We start from the raw sequence: 17,557 nt of genomic DNA, 5'->3' as shown, positions 1-17,557 counted from the left end.
ATCATGACAGATGCACCGGTAATGGACAGACCGCGCAGCACCAGGGATTCGGATGATCGTGCATTCAGTGACCTTCTGTTTGCCGACAGCGACAGCCCGGGTTCCCGCAATGACTTTGCCAACAGCGGATTCCAGCTGCGGGGGCAGGAAGAAAACCGCCTGATCGACGCGGCGACACCGCTGCTGGGGCTGGTTATCCGGGTTCGCCGGCTGGCGGATTTCCGGGACGTGGAAAGCCTATACCAACAGGTAACCGACGAAGTGGCGGCCATCGACCGTGAACTGGTAGAGCAGGGCTACGAACGCCCCACGGTGGTGGCATACCGCTATGTGCTGTGCGCATTTATCGACGAAGCGGTGCTGGGCACCGACTGGGGCGCCCACAGTGTGTGGTCACAACACTCCCTGTTGTCCCGTTTCCACAACGAAACCTGGGGTGGTGAGAAGGTGTTCGCCATTCTGGCCCGGATGGAAAAAGAGCCGGAGCGCTACCGGGACATGCTGGGTTTCATCTACCTGTGCCTGTGTCTGGGTTTTGAGGGCCGTTACAAGGTGATGGAAAACGGCCGCGATGAATACGAGAAGATTGTCCGGGGCCTGTACGAACAGCTGCGGGAACTGCGCGGTGACCGGGAACCCCGGCCGCTGACCGATGCCTTGGCAAACCTGGCCCCTGCCCGTAACCGGTTGCGCACCGGGTTGCCCGCCTGGCTGATCGGGGGGGTGTTTGTGGCGGCCATGGCTGGGATTTATCACCTGTACAACATTGCGCTGAACGAACGCATCAGGGATGTGCTCAGCGTACTGGACCAACTACCGAAATAAGGACATCACTGTGATTCGGGTAGAACTGCCGGCGCTGATCGGGCGCCTCAACGACATTTCACGCCAGGCGCTGGAAGCCTCCGCTGCCCTGTGCATCAGCCGTCAGGGCGCCGAGATTACCCCGGCGCACCTGCTGTTCAAGCTGCTGGAAACACCGTTTTCTGACGTCCGCCAGATCCTGGAACACACCGGCATCAACCACCAGCAACTGCAGCCGCTGGTGGGCGACAGCCTGAACGGTGAGCCCCAGACTGCCGAGCCGTATCCCTCGTTCTCGCCGCTGCTGGTGGAGCTGCTGCAGGATGCCTGGCTGCTGGCCTCTACCGAACTGGGCCACACCGAACTGCGCTCCGGCGCGGTGTTCCTGGCCCTGCTGATGAACGCCGACCGCTACCTGATGCCCCGGGTGGCCCAGGCCCTGGTGGACATCAACCGGGAACAGCTGCGCAAGCAGTTTGACCGGCTAACCGAAGGCTCCGTTGAGCGCCCGCAACTGACCGAAAACGGCGCGGCCAGGCCTGTGGCGGATACCGATATGGACCCGCTCAAGCGCTACGCCACCGACTTCACCAAGCTGGCCCGGGAAGAAAAGCTGGACCCGGTGGTATGCCGCGATGCCGAGATCGACCAGATGATCGACATCCTCTGCCGCCGCCGCAAGAACAACCCCATCGTGGTGGGCGACGCCGGCGTGGGCAAAAGCGCCCTGGTGGAAGGCCTGGCCCTGCGCATCGTGAACGGCGACGTACCGGACCGCCTGAAAACCGTTGAACTCTGGACCCTGGACATGGGCGCCCTGCAGGCCGGAGCTTCCGTTAAAGGTGAGTTTGAGAAGCGCTTGAAGGGCGTGATCGAAGCCGTGAAAGGTTCTGTTACGCCAATCATCCTGTTCATCGACGAAGCCCACACCCTGATTGGCGCCGGCAACAGCGAAGGCGGCTCCGACGCTGCCAACCTGCTCAAGCCAGCCCTGGCCCGGGGCGAGCTTCGCACCATCGCCGCCACCACCTGGCGCGAGTACAAGAAATACTTCGAGAAAGACCCGGCCCTCAGCCGCCGCTTCCAGCCGGTCGCCCTGGACGAGCCGACCCCGGGCGAAGCCGTCCACATCCTCCGTGGCCTGCGTACTGTCTACGAAAAAGCCCACCAGGTACTGGTCGCCGACAGCGCCCTGAAAGCCGCCTCGGAAATGTCTGCCCGTTATCTGGCGGGCCGGCAGCTGCCGGACAAAGCCATCGACGTACTGGATACCGCCTGCGCCCGGGTCAGCCTGAACCTGAGCACTCCGCCACGGCGCCTGAGCCACGTGCGCAGTGAGCTGCACCAGCTGGCCATGGAGCAGGACCTGCTGAGCCGGGAACACACCCTGGGCCTGAACGTCGACATCGAACGGGAACAGGAACTTGAGCAATGCATTGCCGACCTGACCGCCGAATCCGAAGCCCTGGAGCATAGCTGGAACGACCAGCGCGAACTGGTAGCCCGACTGGTCGAGATCCGTGAACAGCTGTTGGCGGGGGATGTCGAGGGCGAAACCGCTGATGACGCTGCTGTTGAGATGGCCGAGAGCGACCACGAAGAACGCCCGGATCTGAAAAGCGAAGCCGCCGCCATAGAACAGGAACTGGCTGAACTCCAGGCCGACGAACCGTTGGTCCACGCCCGGGTTGACGCCCGCCAGGTCGCCGAAGTCATCGCCGACTGGACCGGCATCCCGGTCAACCGCATGACCACCGACGAACTAGAAAAAATCACCCACTTGCCGGCCTATCTGCAGGCCCATATCAAAGGCCAGGACACGGCCATCGACTGCCTGCACCAGCACCTGCTCACCGCCCGCGCCGACCTGCGCCGGCCGGGCCGCCCCATGGGTGCCTTCCTGCTGGTGGGCCCCAGCGGCGTTGGTAAAACCGAAACCGTGGTGCAACTGTCCGAACTGCTCTACGGCGGCCGCCAGTTCCTCACCACCATCAACATGTCCGAATACCAGGAGAAACACACCGTCTCCCGCCTGATCGGTTCACCCCCGGGCTACGTCGGCTTTGGCGAAGGCGGCATCCTCACCGAAGCCATCCGCCAGAAGCCTTATTCCGTGGTGCTGCTCGACGAAGTCGAAAAAGCCCACCCGGAAGTTCTCAACCTGTTCTACCAGGCCTTCGACAAAGGCGAACTGGCGGACGGCGAAGGCCGGTTGATCGACTGCAAAAACGTCGTCTTCTTCCTCACCTCCAACCTCGGCTACCAGACCATCGTCAACCACGCCGAAGCACCGGAAAAGATCGAAGAAGCCCTGTACCCGGAACTGGCCAACTTCTTCAAACCCGCGCTGCTGGCACGAATGGAAGTGGTGCCCTACCTGCCGCTGGGCGAAGACACCCTCAACCGCATAGTCGGCGACAAACTCCAGCGCCTGGCTGACCAGATCAAAGCCCGTTACCACACCGAGGTGGAGCTGGAAGACGGTCTGGTAGAAGCCATCCGCAGCCGCGCCACCCGAAGTGAAAACGGCGCAAGGATGCTGGAATCGATCATCGAAGGCGAACTGTTGCCACCGGTGTCGCTGGCGCTGCTGGAAAAACTGGCGGCAAGGGAGCCGGTGACCAAGGTCACTCTGGGTGTCGAAGAAAATAAATTTATAGGAACAGTCGCTTAGCCTGGAGGCCTCCTGAATCGTAGCGCACCGTGGGGTATAGCTTTCCAAAACCCTGCGGAGCCATGGATGGCGGAGCGGAGCGTACACGGACGTATTCACAGCGTGTTTTGGAAAGCTATACCCCACGGTGTGCGGGCGGCAAACGAGAGCGGAGCGTACAAGGATGTATTCACAGCGTGTTTTGGAAAGCCACCCCGCAGGGTGCGCGGGCGACGATCTCCTAAGTCATTATTCTGGGATGGAAAGCATGGGAAGAATGCAGAAGGAACTGCACACCGGCATAGACCTGGCGGTGGCACTCATCAAACAGGATACCCTGCCGGCGCTGTTGAACACCGCCACCCGCCAACTCGAAAACGCCTTCGGGCTCAGCAAGTGCTGGGCGCTGGAACTCGACCTCAGCGGCCGAACCCTCCACTGCGGCAAACTGGACGAAGCGGGCGAATTCGATTGCAACGACTTCAGCCACCCCTTCGCCCACGTGCTGCAAACCGGCCAGCCGCGGGAACTCACCCGCGCCGCTAGCTACCGCCTGGACCACGCTGGCTTCCAGACGCTCCTTGAACTCAGTGGCCGCCCGAGAAGTTTCTGGCTGGAACCGTTAAAAGGCACAGATGGCCGCACGCTTGGCATGCTCGTACTGTGTGGCGACCACCCCGACTGGCAAGGCATCATCAGCCAGCCCCTGTACGCCGGCATCAAACAACTGCTGGTGCACCAGTGGATCAGCCAACTGCAAACCCGCGACCAGGTCTGGCAGCGGCGGCTGCTCAAGCGCTCCCTGGACCACCTGCACGACGCCGAAACCCTGCGCCAGCGCTGTAACCAACTGGCCCACACCCTGGTTGGTAACTCTGAAGCCATGGTCAACCTGCGGGCCCAGGTAGTGCGTGCCGCCGGCAGCCAGCTGTCGGTGCTGATCCAGGGCGAAACCGGCTGTGGCAAAGACGTCGTTGCCCGGGGGATCCACGACATGTCTGACCGGGCCAACGGCCCCATGGTGGTGGTCAACTGTGCCGCCATCCCGGACAGCCTGCTGGAAAGCGAACTGTTCGGCCACACCAAGGGTGCCTTCTCCGGTGCGGACCAGGCCAAGGAAGGCCTGCTGGCCCAGGCCAACGGCGGCACCCTGTTCCTGGATGAAATCGGCGACATGCCCATGGCCCTGCAATCGAAACTGCTGCGGGTGCTGGAAAGCCGCCAGTTCCGCCCCCTGGGTGCCCGGGATGAACAGCACTCCGACTTCCGGTTGGTAGCGGCAACCCATCAGCCCCTCCAGGAAGGCATCGAAGACGGCCGCTTTCGCCGGGACCTGTTTTACCGCCTCAGCCAGTTCCCACTGCGGGTCATCCCCCTGCGCGAGCGCACCGAAGACCTGGAAGCCCTGAGCCGGCATTTCATCCGCCTGTATACCGAGCGTGAAGGCAGCGGCCCTTTGGGTATCAGCAGCCACGCCCTGCACACGCTGGCCGGTTACAACTTCCCCGGCAACGTGCGGGAACTGCGCAATATCGTGGAACTGGCCTGCCTGCAAACCCCCGCTGGTGACGATATCCAGCCCGATGTACTGCGCCTGGATGACCTGTTTGCCGAACCTGGCCAGCCACTGACAGCAGGCGTGGAGCCCAAAACCGTGCCGGGGGTGCCGGGAGTCGACGACATCCGCGACCTGAAAGCGGCCTCCCAGGCCTTTGAAGCCGCCATTATCCGTGACCGTCTGCGTCAGTACGGCGGCAACCGTGCCCAGGCGGCCGAAAGCCTGGGTTTGCCGAAGCGCACCCTGGCCCATAAATGTCTGAAGTATCAGGTAACTGACCTATGACCCTGAAAGACCCTGTTCGAACTGGCCTGCTGGCCCTGGCCATGCTGTGTGCCAGCAGCCATGGCGTCGCCGATCCGCGCCTGACCGCGGCCGAGGCCTGCACTGAAGAAGCCAACCGGCTGGAACGGCTGGCCTGTTTTGACGAGGTTTTTGCCACACCGCTGGCCCGTTATCAGCCGGGTGCCGGAGAGCCTCGGATGAATCGCTCCGAACGCTGGCGCCAGGCCTTTGCCCTGGCTGGTAAGGGCGATGCCTCCGGGGTGATTTACCGGAACACCGGGGCAACCGTCGGGCACCTGGTCACCGTGACCGCCCTGGGAGCAAAGCCCCCGCGCCCGGTACTGACCCTGCAATGCCACAACAACATCACCGAACTTGCGGTCATGCTGCCGGAGCCGATTAACCGGGAGCGGGTCAATGTGGCCCTGAGTGCTGAACGCGCCTGGTGGCGGGTGCGGGATGAAGGGCTGGTGGTCAGTGCTGGCCGTGGCCTGCCCGCTATTCGCACCGTTTTGGCCATGGTTCGGGAGCCGGATACCCGGGTTCAGGCCGATGTGGCGGAACTGGATGGGCTGTTGTTTGACCTCACCGGCTACGCGGAGGCCATCAAGCCTTTGCGCCAGGCCTGTGGCTGGTAAGGGAGCAATGTGATGCAGGTGATCGAACAACATCCGTACGTAGACCAGGTGCTTGGCGCTATCCCGGGTGAGTCTGCCGTGGGTGAAAGCCTGGCCGAGGACAGCGCACTGGAGTTTCTGGAAGACGAAGTAATGAAGGTGGGTTCGCTGGCCCACAACGATATCGACTGGAACAAAGTGGAAAGCGTGGCGCTGCAGCTGCTGGCGGACCGCAGCAAGGATATCAAGGTGCTCGGGTTTCTGATGGTGAGCCTGCAGCGGGGTGGGGACGGCGAACGCTTTGTGCTGTCTCTGTATCTGCTGCACCGGGTGCTGGACGACTGGTGGGAAACAGCGTGGCCTTACCCCGGAGCAAAGGGCCAGAGGGCCCGGAAAATGCTGTTCACCCAGATACTGCAGCGCGCCCTGAAACCGGTGGAAAGCCTGGTGTTTGATGCCAGTGCCGGCGATGGCCGGCAGTTCTGCCTGGACCTGATCACCCGGCTGGATGACCAGGCCCGGGCTCGGGATTTGCCGGATGAAGTTCTGTTTGACCTCAAACGGGCCGTCGAGAAACTGCCCCGGCAGGATCAGCCCACCGGTAGCCAGAGCGCAACAGAACCCGCTTCGACGCCAGCGGGCACGACCCAGGGCCCGGCAAGCCCTAAACCTGAGGCTTCAGCGACGACACCGGCAGCTCTGGGCAACCTCACCCTGGACCCCGGCAACGAACGGGCCACCCGCCAGAGCCTGCTGAAAGTGGCCGAACTGCTGACCGGCACCGAGCCGGACAACCCCCTGGGTTACCGGATGCGCCGCCATGCCATCTGGCAAAGCATTACCAGCCTGCCACCGACCCGGGATGGCAAGCGCACCGACCTGGCCGCCGTGAGTGCCGACCGGGTGTCGGAATACCGGGAAGCTCTGGAGAAAACCCCTGACAACGAACTCTGGCAGCGCATTGAACAAAGCCTGTCGGTAAGCCCGTTCTGGCTCGACGGCCACTGGTTGAGCGCCCGGGTAGCCGCCGCCCTTGGCCACGGCGACTGCGCCGAGGCCATCCGGGAAGCCCTGAAAGCGTTTGTCGAACGCTTGCCGCAGCTGGCGGAACTCACGTTTAACGACGGCACCCCGTTCCTCAGTGACCAGGCCGCCGACTGGCTGCACACCACGCCGGTTTCCGCCAAGGGTGGTGGCGGTGGGGCCAATGCCTGGGAGCAGGCCCTGGACAGCGCGCTGGAGCTGGCGGGGCAGAATAAGCTGGCTTCGGCCATGGAGCTTCTGGAGCAGGGACTGGCGGAGGCAAGGGAACCGAGGGAGCGCTTCTACTGGCGCCTGGCCAGTGCCCGCTTGCTGAAAGAAACCGGCCTGAAAACCATGGCTGGCGAACACCTGCAGGACCTGAAAAACCAGGTTCAGGGGGTGGTCCTGGAAGACTGGGAACCGGGCCTGATCAAACAACTGGAACGACTGGCGTAACGCCCGCACGCATCTAACGCAGGAATGGAAACCATGTGGAGAAAAGCATTACTCATTGGTCGTTGGCTTCTGCCATACATTCGTAACGCCGCCCCGGTCACCCTGGTACTGGGCGTGGTTGCCTTGCTGGTGGCCACCTGGTGGCTGGGGCCAAGGCTGGAAATCCACGGTGAATACCCGCTGATGGCCTGGCAGATGCGGGCGCTGGTTACCCTCGGGGTCATTCTTCTGGTTGTGGTGTTCTGGGGCATGGCCCTGGCGCGCCGGCTGGGCAAGGTCAACAAGGCCAAGGCCGAAGAACAGCAGGAACAGGAAGATCCTGTCCTGCCCATGGAGCGCCGGCAGCAGCGTTTGCTGGACCGCCAGTTACATGCCCTGAAGAGCAACCTGCCGGGCCGCAAGGGGCTTTACCGCTTGCCCTGGTACCTGGTGATGGGGCTGGAAGATGCCGGCAAAACCAGCCTGATTCAGCGGGCAGGGCAGACTTACACCCTGACCAACGTCACCCGTAACAATCGTGGTGACCGTAATCCGTTCAGCTTTGACTGGTGGATTGGTGACAACGGCGTACTGATCGACCCGGATGGTGAACTGCTGAGCCAGAACCAGGGTGAGGGCGCCACCGGTGAGATCCAGAACCGGCTGTGGAACCACTTTATCGGCTGGCTGGAGCGCAGCCGGCCTCAGCGCCCGCTGAACGGCGTGATCCTGGCCGTGGACCTGGCGCGCCTGAGCACCGCCAGCGACCAGCAACGGGAAGCCCATGCCATACTGCTGCGCACACGGCTGCGGGAACTGATGGAGCAGCTGGGGTCACGGCTGCCGGTGTATGTCACTTTCACCAAAATGGACCTGATGTACGGCTTTGCGCCCTTTGTGCGAACCCTGTCGAAAGCCGAGAAGGAAAAAGCCCTGGGCTTTACCTTCCGGCTGGAGAGCCAGCAGGACCATGATCACTGGCTGGAGCAGTTTGCGGGCAGCTACAGTGAGATGGTGGAGGAGTTGTCCCAACGCCTGCCGGACGTGCTGGCGAACACCCGGGATAACGAGGAGCGGGCAGCGGCCTATTCCTTTACCCGCCAGCTGGCCGGCCTGAAGTCGACCATGGAACAGTTCCTGGCCGACCTGTTGTCAGCCGATGCCTTCTCCACTCCGGCACTGGTGCGCGGCACTTTCTTTACCTCGGTTCTGCAGGAAGGCGTGCCCGAAGATGCCTTTGTCTCTGCCGCTGCCCGTAACTACCAGGTGACCGGCCCGATTCAGCCGGCCCAGCGTGGCGGGCAGTCAGCCAGCCTGTTCACCCGCAACCTGTTTCCCGACATCGTTTACCGGGAGGCCGGGCTGGCCGGCGATAACCGTAAGGTTGTCAGCAAGCGCCGGCGCAAGGTGGCGTTTGCCGCCATGGTTGCCCTGTGCGCTGGTGCCGGTGTAACCGCCGGCTGGCAGCATTACTTCATCAAGAACGCCGAGGCGGCTGCCCAGGTGAAAACCCGGGTGAACTCGTTCATCAACGACTGGCAACCGGTGGGTTATGAGCCGGACAGCACCGGTCGCAACCTGCTGCAGCCCCTGGACCAGCTGCGGGAAGCCACCATGGCGTTCGGTGATTACCGCAAGGAGTGGCCGCTGGTTACCGATATGGGGTTGTACCAGGGCCACAAGGTCGGCCCGGAAGTGGATGCCGCCTACCTGGATATGCTGGCCTACCAGTACCTTCCGGCCCTGATGTTCGGCGTGATGGAAGAAATGGGTCGCGCGCCGGATGACAGCACTGAGCGGCTGGAACACCTTCGGGTGCTTCGTATGCTCTACGATGCCAGCGGTCGCCGCAGTGACCTTGTCTCCGGCTATATGCGCGAATACTGGCAGTCGAGCTTCCCAGGCCAGCGGGATGTACAGAACCGGCTGTATGGCCACCTGCAGTACGCCATGGCCCACACCGACCTGGCCGGCATGGCTGCCGACGGCGACCAGACCGCCGCCATGGCCCTGGCGCCCTTCCGCAGCAGTGTGCAGTGGGCGCAGCACGAGCTGGGCCGCATCAGCACGCCCGATCGCGTTTACCGTGACCTGGAAGTGGAAGCCGGCCGGGAATTCCAGGCCCCGCTGGAACTGGCCCGCAGCTCAGGCCCTGCCTTCACCACGGTGTTCACCCGGCTGGATGCCTACGGCGAACCGCTGGGCGATGAGCTGCCGGGCACGGAAGATCCGCTCTCCATTCCGGCCCTGCTGACCCGTGACGGCCTGGAGAAGTGGTTCCTGGGCAAGTCCGGGTCTGTAACCGAGCTGGCGCTGGTGGATGCCTGGGTACTGGGCCGCCGCAACGATGTGGACTTCAGCAAGGCGGATGAAGCAGAACTGCTGGCCAGTCTGCAAACCCTTTACGCAGAGAACTACGCAGACGCCTGGCGCACGGCCATCAGCCGGGTGGATATCCACCGGTTTGAAGACCTGAACCACGGTGTGCGCATGCTGGAAAGCCTGACCAGCGGCCACCAGCCCCTGACTCGCTTGCTGGCCCAGGTACAGAACAACACCCGCCTGATTCCTGTGGGCGAAGGGGAAGCCGAGGCCGCCCGCAAGCTGCTGGAACAGTCGCCCCACTACCGTATGCTGCAGGATATCGAACGGCAGTTCTCGGACCTGAACCGCCTGTCGGACAAGCAGGGCGAACAGCCTTCGGGGCTGGAAGAAATCATGCTGGTGGTCGGCGAGTTGCACGAGTACCTGCGCAACATCCAGGAGTCTCCGGATGCCGGCAAGGCCTCCCTGGCGGCGGCCCGGGCCCGCATGGGCCTGCAGGGGGCTGATCCGATCTTCACCCTGCAGCGCATGGCCAACCACCAGCCGGAACCGCTCAACCGGATATTGAACCGGCTGGCCTCGGAAAGCTGGCGGGTGGTGCTGGACCGGGCGGTGGCCCAGTTGGAGCGTGAGTGGTACCGGGAGGTTTACCAGCCGTTCCAGCAAAACCTGGCCCGGCATTATCCGTTCACAGCCGGTGCCGGCCGTGATGCCGCCCTGCAGGATTTTGAACGCTTCTTTGCTCCGGATGGCATTCTGGAAACCTTCTACAACCAGAACCTGAAGCTGTTCCTGGAAGATCATCCGGAGCACGTGGGCGACGCCCGCCGGGCCAGTCTGGTGCGGCGTGACGTGGTGTCGGCCCTGGATCGTGCCCGCCAGATCCGCCAGGCCTTTTTTACCCGCAGCGGTACACTGGATGTGGAATTTGCCCTGGAACCGTTGAACCTGACCAACAACAAACGCAGGGCGGTAGTGAACATCGACGGCCAGCTGGTGGAGTTCTCCCATGGCCCGCGCCAGAGCATACCGCTGGTATGGCCCAACACCCTGCGGGATTCGGTGGAAAGCCGTATTACCCTGGTGCCGGTTCAGGTTAACCGTTCGCCACGCAGCATCTCTGAAAGCGGCCCCTGGGCGCTGTTCCGGCTGCTGGATAAAGCAGAGATTGCCGGCGTGAGCAGTAACGCTGTCGACGTAAAATTCAACGTAGACGATGGCGCCATGCGTTATCGCCTGCATGCCGCCAGTAATACCAACCCGTTCACACAGCAGCTGCTTGCAGGGTACCGAATACCCCGCAGCTTGTATTAGACTATGGCCCGCGCCCGGGCCTGAACGCCCGGGCTGATCGCAGCCCGTACCCGGATGGTGTGGGTTTGAACAGACATGTCTTTCTTCAGGGATCGAAGTCATGCCCCAGGCAAGCGGATTGCAGTTCACCGCCCGTGTAGGCGAATTCCCCTCTGATCACTTTTCGGTAGTTGGCTTTGCGCTGACCGAACAGCTGTCTTCCTTGTTTCATGGCCGGTTAGAACTGGTCAGTACAGACCCCGATGTGGCCGCTGCGAACATTCTGGAACAACCGGTAGACCTGGTGGTTTGGCAGGATGGGCAACCGTTGCGCCGTTTCACCGGCGTGGTGAATGAGTTTGTTCGTGGCAACACCGGCCACCGTCGCACCCGCTTTGAAGTGGTCATCCAGCCGCCGTTATGGCGTCTGGGCCTGATGCACAACAGCCGCATCTTCCAGACCCAGAGTACCGACACCATCGTGCGCACCCTGCTCGAAGAGCGGGGCATTATTGATACGGTCTTTGACTTCAAGCGCCCCCCTGAAGAACGGGAATACTGCGTCCAGCACCGGGAAAGCGACCTGCAATTCCTGGACAGACTGGCCGCCGAAGAAGGCTGGCATTACCGCTATCAGCACGGCAGCGTGGATGGTGGAGAACAACCAGCACTGATTCTTGCTGACCACCACGGCGATGCCCCGAAACTGGAACCCGTGACCTGCAACACCAGAGCCGGAGGCAGCACCCAGCAAGCCTGTGTATTCAGCTTTGCCTACGAAGAGCGGGTGCGTGCTTCCTCCGTAGCCACGAAGGACTACACCTTCAAGAATCCGGCCTACGCCCTGATACATGAACACAGTGCCGGCGGTGTTAACCACCGGGAAGACTACCAGCACTACGACTACCCCGGCCGCTACAAAGCCGACGCCAGCGGCCAGCCGTTTACCCAGAACAAACTGGATGCCCTCAGAAACGACGCGTCCATGGCCAACGGCAAAAGCAACCGCCCGGACTTCGCTCCCGGCGCCAAAGTGGAGTTGCAGGAACACGACAGCCAGAGCCTGAACCGGGAATGGCTGCTGACCGCCATCACCCACACCGGCAAACAGCCCCAGGCCATGGAAGAAGAGGGTGGCAGCGAACCCACCAGTTACCACAACGACTTCACCGCCATCCCGGCCGACAAAACCTGGCGGCCTCTTTGTGAACATAAACCCATGATGGACGGCCCTCAGATGGCCATCGTCACCGGCCCGGAAGGGGAAGAAATCCACTGCGATCAGTACGGCCGCGTCAAAGTCCGGTTTCCATGGGACCGCTACTCAAAAAATGACGAACACTCCAGCGCCTGGCTGCGCGTGGCTCAGGGCTGGGCCGGCGGCCAATACGGCTTTATGGCCCTGCCCAGAATCGGCAACGAAGTGATTGTTAGCTTCCTGGACGGCGACCCGGACCAGCCCATTATTACCGGCAGGACTTACCACGCCACCAACACACCGCCCTACGCGCTGCCGGAACACAAAACCCGGACCACATTAAAAACCAAAACCCACAAGGGTGAGGGCAGCAACGAACTCAGGTTTGAAGACGAAGCTGATCAAGAGCAAATCTACGTTCACGCCCAGAAAGACCTGGACCTGCTGACGGAAAACAACCGTACCGAAGTCATCAAGAACGACAGCCACCTGACGGTGGTGAACAACCGCTTCAGCCACACCAAAGGCAACAGCCACCACACCGTGGACGGCGAGAAGCGCGAACAAACCGGCAAAGACCACAGCTTCAACGTCACCGGCACCCTGCACCTCAAAGCCGGCACCGCCTGGCTCAGTGACTCGGGCACCGAGCTGCATATCAAAGCCGGTCAGAAAGCGGTGATCGAAGCCGGCGCTGAGATCACTCTGAAAGCCGGTGGCAGCTTCGTAAAGATCGATCCCGGCGGCGTGGCCATGGGGGGCGCGAGTATCAAGATGAACGCCGGTGGCGCTGGCGGTAAGGGCAGTGGGCAGAAGGTGCAGGTGCCGGAGAGGCCGGGGTTGGTGGATACCGGTGGTGCGTATACCGAGCCTGCTGCGCTGGCCACGGTCGGCCAGAGAACCAATGCGCAACCGGATGCCCAGATTCGCGCGCTGCAGGAAGGCAAAGCCCTGACCTCCATTTGCCAGTCAGGAGAGAGCACATCGGGAGATGGGTCCGATGGTTGATGTTTTCGACGCACCTTCACAAACCAGCGCTCAGTTTCAGGACATGCATTTCAATTATGTCCTGATTGATGGCAGCACACGCGCAGAGGCGGAACGCTGGCTGTACGAGCTTGTTGACACTCCGGACTATCGCAATCTGTTTGATGGCACTGAATGGGCATCGATTCGCGATGTTGCACCGTTGCTGGTACGCACCGACCGGGGCCACCCGTTGTTGGAACAACTGTCTCTGGAAGGCAAAGCACAAGAGTGGGGTTACGCGATTGCCAGCGATGAATCGTTGGATGCGTTAGCTGATCATCTACGCCGGTTTATCACGGTACGCCACCCCTTGGGCTACAACGTTATGTTGCGGTTCGCCGACCCCATGGTTGCAAGGGTCTTGCTGGCCTCTTCCGGTGATGGCGGGGTACCCGAATACTGGTCTCCGTTCTCTGCGGTTAAGCTTCCGGACGCCTTATGGGATGGCTGGCACCTCCAGATACGCCCGGACTGGTTGCCGGAGGCTGGCGTTGGACGGAACGTGGAGAGTAGAGCGTCATTTCGACTGGGAGAGCTCACCCTCAGCGGTTTAACGGACACTAATCGACGCGCAACGTTGGTCAAATTGATGCAGCACCTTGAGACCTATTTCCCGAGTAGAGTGGCGTCAAACGTAAGGCAGGCTTTGATAAAGGATATTCGGACCATCATGGAGCAGGCGTTGGCCAATGGCTATGAATCGCTACAGGCCTTGCTCCACTGGTGTACCGTATACGGTTATCTGGGAGAGCTGTCGCTATGGGAAGCAGCGGCCCCTGGCATTTATGACCTTTTTCATCGGTGGCCAGGAACGGCCGCAGAAGCGCAGGCCAGAGAAGCGGCGAAGATCGCCATGTCCTCGGCTGGAACCCAAGTGCAAGGAGAGCCTATCCATGGGTAAGCAACTTACTAACCCCATAGCCGCCGCTGATCGCGCAAGCCTGGCAAGCACCACGGCTCAAGGCGCCTGCCCGTTGACCCGTGCGGATATTCAGTTGATCCCGGTACGATACGCTTATGCCGATGAGGCGGCGGAACACCCGTCATTGGAGCCCCGGTTCAACCTCGAATTTCAGCCAATTGGCATCCGCCAGGTACGGGATGGTTACCTCTACTTGTTCCATTCCGATGCCCCGGACATTCTGCATGAATACGAGGTCAAAGATGGCGGTGCGGTCACCAAGCGGTTATGGCAAGGTAATGAAGCCGCTCAGGATCAGCGTACTGGCACCCCGGATACTCCGGCCATCGTGGTCCCGCGCAGGGGGCATGTCGATGTCTTTTTCTCGGCCACACAGCTGACCGCGAAAAAGTGCAGCATGCTTATTAGCTGGGAAGATTACCGTAAACAGGTGATGCAGCGGGTGAGCTTGTCTGGTTACTGCCCCATCAACGGAAAGCCCCGGTTGTTGAGCCAGGCAAGTCTGGAATCGCTACTGACCCACCCGGACACGCAAACCGTGCCCATGGATGGGAAAGCCCATTTACCCTCCTGGTACTGGGCCCAAAATACATTGGACACAGGCTCTGAGCCGTTCGCTCATCGATTGGCGGCTTATGATCTGGACCATGCGTATCTCGTGGTTGATGATTTTATGGGCCACATCGACGACCTGCTGGATGCCTGGGCGATTGTGGATACCAACCATAACGCATGGTTGGAGGCAGAGGACGCGAAATACTATCCGGCGCGCTTCATCAGCGATCTGATTCGATTGGATGACGACCGAGTAGCCGAGCTGGCCCGCGCGTTTTCGGCGCAGGTTGAAGATGAAGATGCCAGGGCATTGTTTGAAAAGGTTGCTCAGGGAAGCCGGGCCCAACATGCCCGGTTGAAAGAGCTGATTGAAAGTTTCCCTGAATATCAGCAAAGCGCCCGAAAGGTCGCCGGCCCCAGCACCTATAGCTATATGCCGTCCGACCATGAACGGGTCACCAGAATGCGTGACGCTGCTAAAGCGCTGGCAACTGAATTGGGCATGTCACAGCGTGAAGTACTCAGTGTCGTCGAATCCATGGCGGACTATCAGTCCAACCTTGTTGACGGCACCGATTTCGGTGGCGAGCAAGGTATTGCGGACCTGGTGAAGCTTGGCGACATGAATGCCTATCTTGAAAAGGCTCAGCAGCATCTGTCGAAATTCTCCGAAGAGAAACGACGGATCGTCACAGATATTCAATCTTTGTTGGCCACATTTTACCTTCATGGTCATCTTTACGACCGGGAGAGCGATGCCGACTATGTGGCGCTGCTGAAGATGGACAACGGTCTGATTGCGGTGCTCACGGAGTGGGCACAAGCATCGGGTGATTTTTCCTTTCTGAAGCGATTTTACTTTGAGGAGATCGGGCATCAGCATTTGATCTCCCTGGATCTGAAACCCGAGATCATCCCCGGCGCTTTAAAAGATGTAATCGACGGCCTGAAAGCCATAATGGATGCCAAGCAAGCTCCTGCAGCATATAAAGAGTGGGTTCGACTGGTTGAGCAGAGCCCCCATATGCAATTTCCGTCGCTTTCAGAGGGCGCTGCCGCACAACTCAGCCACCACCTGGCCCAGCTCAACATTACCGGTCGATTGGCGGTATTCGAGTTGGTGCAGGCGGTGGATGCCGCCGATCTGCATGGCCGCCTAAGGCAAGTGTTTGAACGTATGGACCCTGGCCTGCGGGCCCACATCTTCGAGAACCAAAGGCTGTACCAGATTGACCTGGAGATTGCAGATGCCGAAAGCCTTGCCAGGCATGAATCTCTCGTGAAGGAAATCGAACGGCTGGCCAAGTTGCGTGAGGAGGTTTTGGAGCGGGAAAACCGCCTTCAGCAGCGGCATAGCGAGGCTAGTACCCGAGACCGTCGCCGATATAAACGAGAGTACGACGAACAGATCCAAGCCATTCGTGCTCAAAAGCAAGAGCTGACCCATCAGCTTCGGGAACGCGGGTTCAGATTATTGGATACATCCCCGTTAGAGGGTGAAAACCACAGCGGAGCTCTCCTGATTGCTGGGTTGACTAGGACCGCCTACGGCCGTGCCGTGCAATCCGAAGTCGATGAACTGAGACGTCTGAGAGAGCGGGGCGGGCTTACCCGAATGATGGATTATGGCCGGGGTATGATTCACGGACAGGACACTCTGGACCTGCCGAAACGCATAGGCGGCATGGGATTAGTGTCGTTTATGGGATTGGTTGGGGCTGTTGGAACATGGGATGCAATCAAAAAATTGATAAACGACGATCCGGATGGCAACTGGGCGGACGCGTTTTCCGGAGCCACGGGCACAATCGGCGCGGCCACCAGTGTTTTGACCATCGTCGGCAGTGCGCGTCTGAATTATTACTATAAGGCCATTTCCCAGACGGATGAGGTGCTGACTCGGCTGGCCCGGGTGAATGTTTGGGGGGGCACCATTGCGGCTTGGGCGGGATTTTTCTCGGCTGGCGCAGATGGCATAAAGCAGTTTTTCTCCATGATTGACAGTAACAAAAGTGGTGGGGAACGGGCTGGAGCTGGGCTAACGTTAAGCGGTGATGGTTTGCTTGGGGCAGGTAGCTGGCGAATGGCCAGAACCGGATCAGCCGGCATCTACCACGTCCTCCGCAAAACCTCGGTCGACATCACCTGGAAATCGGTCAATCGGGGTATGCTGTCGTTGGCCGGCGGTGTGTTCAGGGGATTGAACGTTTACCTGTGGATAGGTACCGCTTTGGTCTGCATAGGCAATTGGGTACAAAGCTATTATAAACGCACAGACGTGCAGCGCTGGTGTGAGCAGAGTGCCTGGGGCAATGACGCCAAGGGTTGGGATACGGATCAGCAGCGCCACGAACTGGCCAAGGTCATTTACCAACCCACTCTGTCAGTGAAGGCAGAACAAGCCGCGTTGGATGGGCGCACAAGTTATTGCGCCTTCCGCCTGGAATTGCCCGGACTGAGTTCGCTAGAAGCGGATAACATGGAATGGGCAATCTTGCGGCAGGAAAGGACGGCCTGGGAGCCTGACCACGACTACTGGAATCAGGCCATTACTACCAAGAGTATGGGCTCGGCGGGCGTTGCCCTGGAGCTGTCCCTGACCGGAGCTGACCTGGATACGGCGGATGGGTTTTATTTGGCCTTCCGCTACAAGGCAGCAAACTCCCCCAACTGGTTGCCAGAGACAGACAAGGCGTACCACTACAAGCTGACCTTACACGAGCAGGGTAATTTGCCGATGGTCGGCGCTAACGAAACGAAAGAATGGCAGCCGATAACACCTCTGGATGCGCCGGACACGCGATTGACCCCATTGATCATCAACTACCATGCCCTGGTAAACCATCCCATCAAGTCCTGA

Annotated in this window: 9 protein-coding genes; all 9 read left to right on the top strand. The window is 60.6% G+C overall.

What is annotated here, in order from left to right; all coding sequences use genetic code 11:
* Positions 1-3 precede the first annotated feature (3 nt).
* The 9 genes from icmH to Q668_RS05320 all read left to right on the top strand — a co-directional run bounded on the left by icmH (position 4) and on the right by Q668_RS05320 (position 17,557).
* Entirely contained in the window at positions 4-825 is an 822-nt protein-coding gene (icmH, locus tag Q668_RS05360) for a type IVB secretion system protein IcmH/DotU (protein ID WP_022988586.1), read from the top strand.
* Positions 791-3,478 (top strand): type VI secretion system ATPase TssH, encoded by a 2,688-nt coding sequence (gene tssH / locus Q668_RS05355; RefSeq protein WP_081697555.1) that lies wholly within the window; start codon positions 791-793, stop codon positions 3,476-3,478. The genes icmH and tssH overlap by 35 nt, the downstream gene beginning before the upstream one ends.
* 256 nt (positions 3,479-3,734) lie before the next feature.
* Positions 3,735-5,300: a sigma-54 interaction domain-containing protein gene (locus Q668_RS05350; RefSeq protein WP_022988584.1), complete on the top strand. Its 1,566-nt coding sequence runs from the start codon at positions 3,735-3,737 to the stop codon at positions 5,298-5,300.
* Complete coding sequence (vasI, locus tag Q668_RS05345; protein ID WP_022988583.1) at positions 5,297-5,938, top strand: type VI secretion system-associated protein VasI; 642 nt, start codon at positions 5,297-5,299, stop codon at positions 5,936-5,938. The genes Q668_RS05350 and vasI overlap by 4 nt, the downstream gene beginning before the upstream one ends.
* A 12-nt stretch (positions 5,939-5,950) precedes the next feature.
* Positions 5,951-7,396: a type VI secretion system protein TssA gene (gene tssA, locus Q668_RS05340; protein ID WP_022988582.1), complete on the top strand. Its 1,446-nt coding sequence runs from the start codon at positions 5,951-5,953 to the stop codon at positions 7,394-7,396.
* 24 nt (positions 7,397-7,420) lie between these two features.
* Complete coding sequence (gene tssM, locus Q668_RS05335; protein ID WP_036219199.1) at positions 7,421-11,014, top strand: type VI secretion system membrane subunit TssM; 3,594 nt, start codon at positions 7,421-7,423, stop codon at positions 11,012-11,014.
* Between the two features lie 100 nt (positions 11,015-11,114).
* The gene (locus tag Q668_RS05330; protein ID WP_022988580.1) at positions 11,115-13,199 is read left to right on the top strand and encodes a type VI secretion system Vgr family protein; all 2,085 of its coding nucleotides are present in this window, start codon (positions 11,115-11,117) and stop codon (positions 13,197-13,199) included.
* A complete protein-coding gene (locus Q668_RS16595) occupies positions 13,192-14,121 on the top strand; it encodes a DUF4123 domain-containing protein (RefSeq protein ID WP_022988579.1) in 930 nt (309 codons plus the stop codon). The genes Q668_RS05330 and Q668_RS16595 overlap by 8 nt, the downstream gene beginning before the upstream one ends.
* Positions 14,114-17,557 (top strand): toxin VasX, encoded by a 3,444-nt coding sequence (locus tag Q668_RS05320; protein ID WP_022988578.1) that lies wholly within the window; start codon positions 14,114-14,116, stop codon positions 17,555-17,557. The genes Q668_RS16595 and Q668_RS05320 overlap by 8 nt, the downstream gene beginning before the upstream one ends.

Origin of the sequence: Marinobacter sp. ES-1 (genome assembly GCF_000475255.1) — a bacterium.
In the GTDB taxonomy this organism is placed as follows: Bacteria; Pseudomonadota; Gammaproteobacteria; order Pseudomonadales; family Oleiphilaceae; genus Marinobacter; species Marinobacter vinifirmus.
The sequence above is the reverse complement of the archived record's forward strand: the minus strand, read 5'-3'. Positions and strand labels throughout refer to the sequence as shown.

Bases quoted from the DNA above. Each gene is read 5' to 3' on its own strand.
- tssM (WP_036219199.1), top strand. From the start codon at position 7,421: ATGGAAACCATGTGGAGAAAAGCATTACTCATTGGTCGTTGGCTTCTG.
- tssH (WP_081697555.1), top strand. From the start codon at position 791: ATGTGCTCAGCGTACTGGACCAACTACCGAAATAAGGACATCACTGTG.
- tssA (WP_022988582.1), top strand. From the start codon at position 5,951: ATGCAGGTGATCGAACAACATCCGTACGTAGACCAGGTGCTTGGCGCT.
- vasI (WP_022988583.1), top strand. From the start codon at position 5,297: ATGACCCTGAAAGACCCTGTTCGAACTGGCCTGCTGGCCCTGGCCATG.
- Q668_RS05320 (WP_022988578.1), top strand. From the start codon at position 14,114: ATGGGTAAGCAACTTACTAACCCCATAGCCGCCGCTGATCGCGCAAGC.
- Q668_RS05330 (WP_022988580.1), top strand. From the start codon at position 11,115: ATGCCCCAGGCAAGCGGATTGCAGTTCACCGCCCGTGTAGGCGAATTC.
- Q668_RS05350 (WP_022988584.1), top strand. From the start codon at position 3,735: ATGCAGAAGGAACTGCACACCGGCATAGACCTGGCGGTGGCACTCATC.
- Q668_RS16595 (WP_022988579.1), top strand. From the start codon at position 13,192: ATGGTTGATGTTTTCGACGCACCTTCACAAACCAGCGCTCAGTTTCAG.
- icmH (WP_022988586.1), top strand. From the start codon at position 4: ATGACAGATGCACCGGTAATGGACAGACCGCGCAGCACCAGGGATTCG.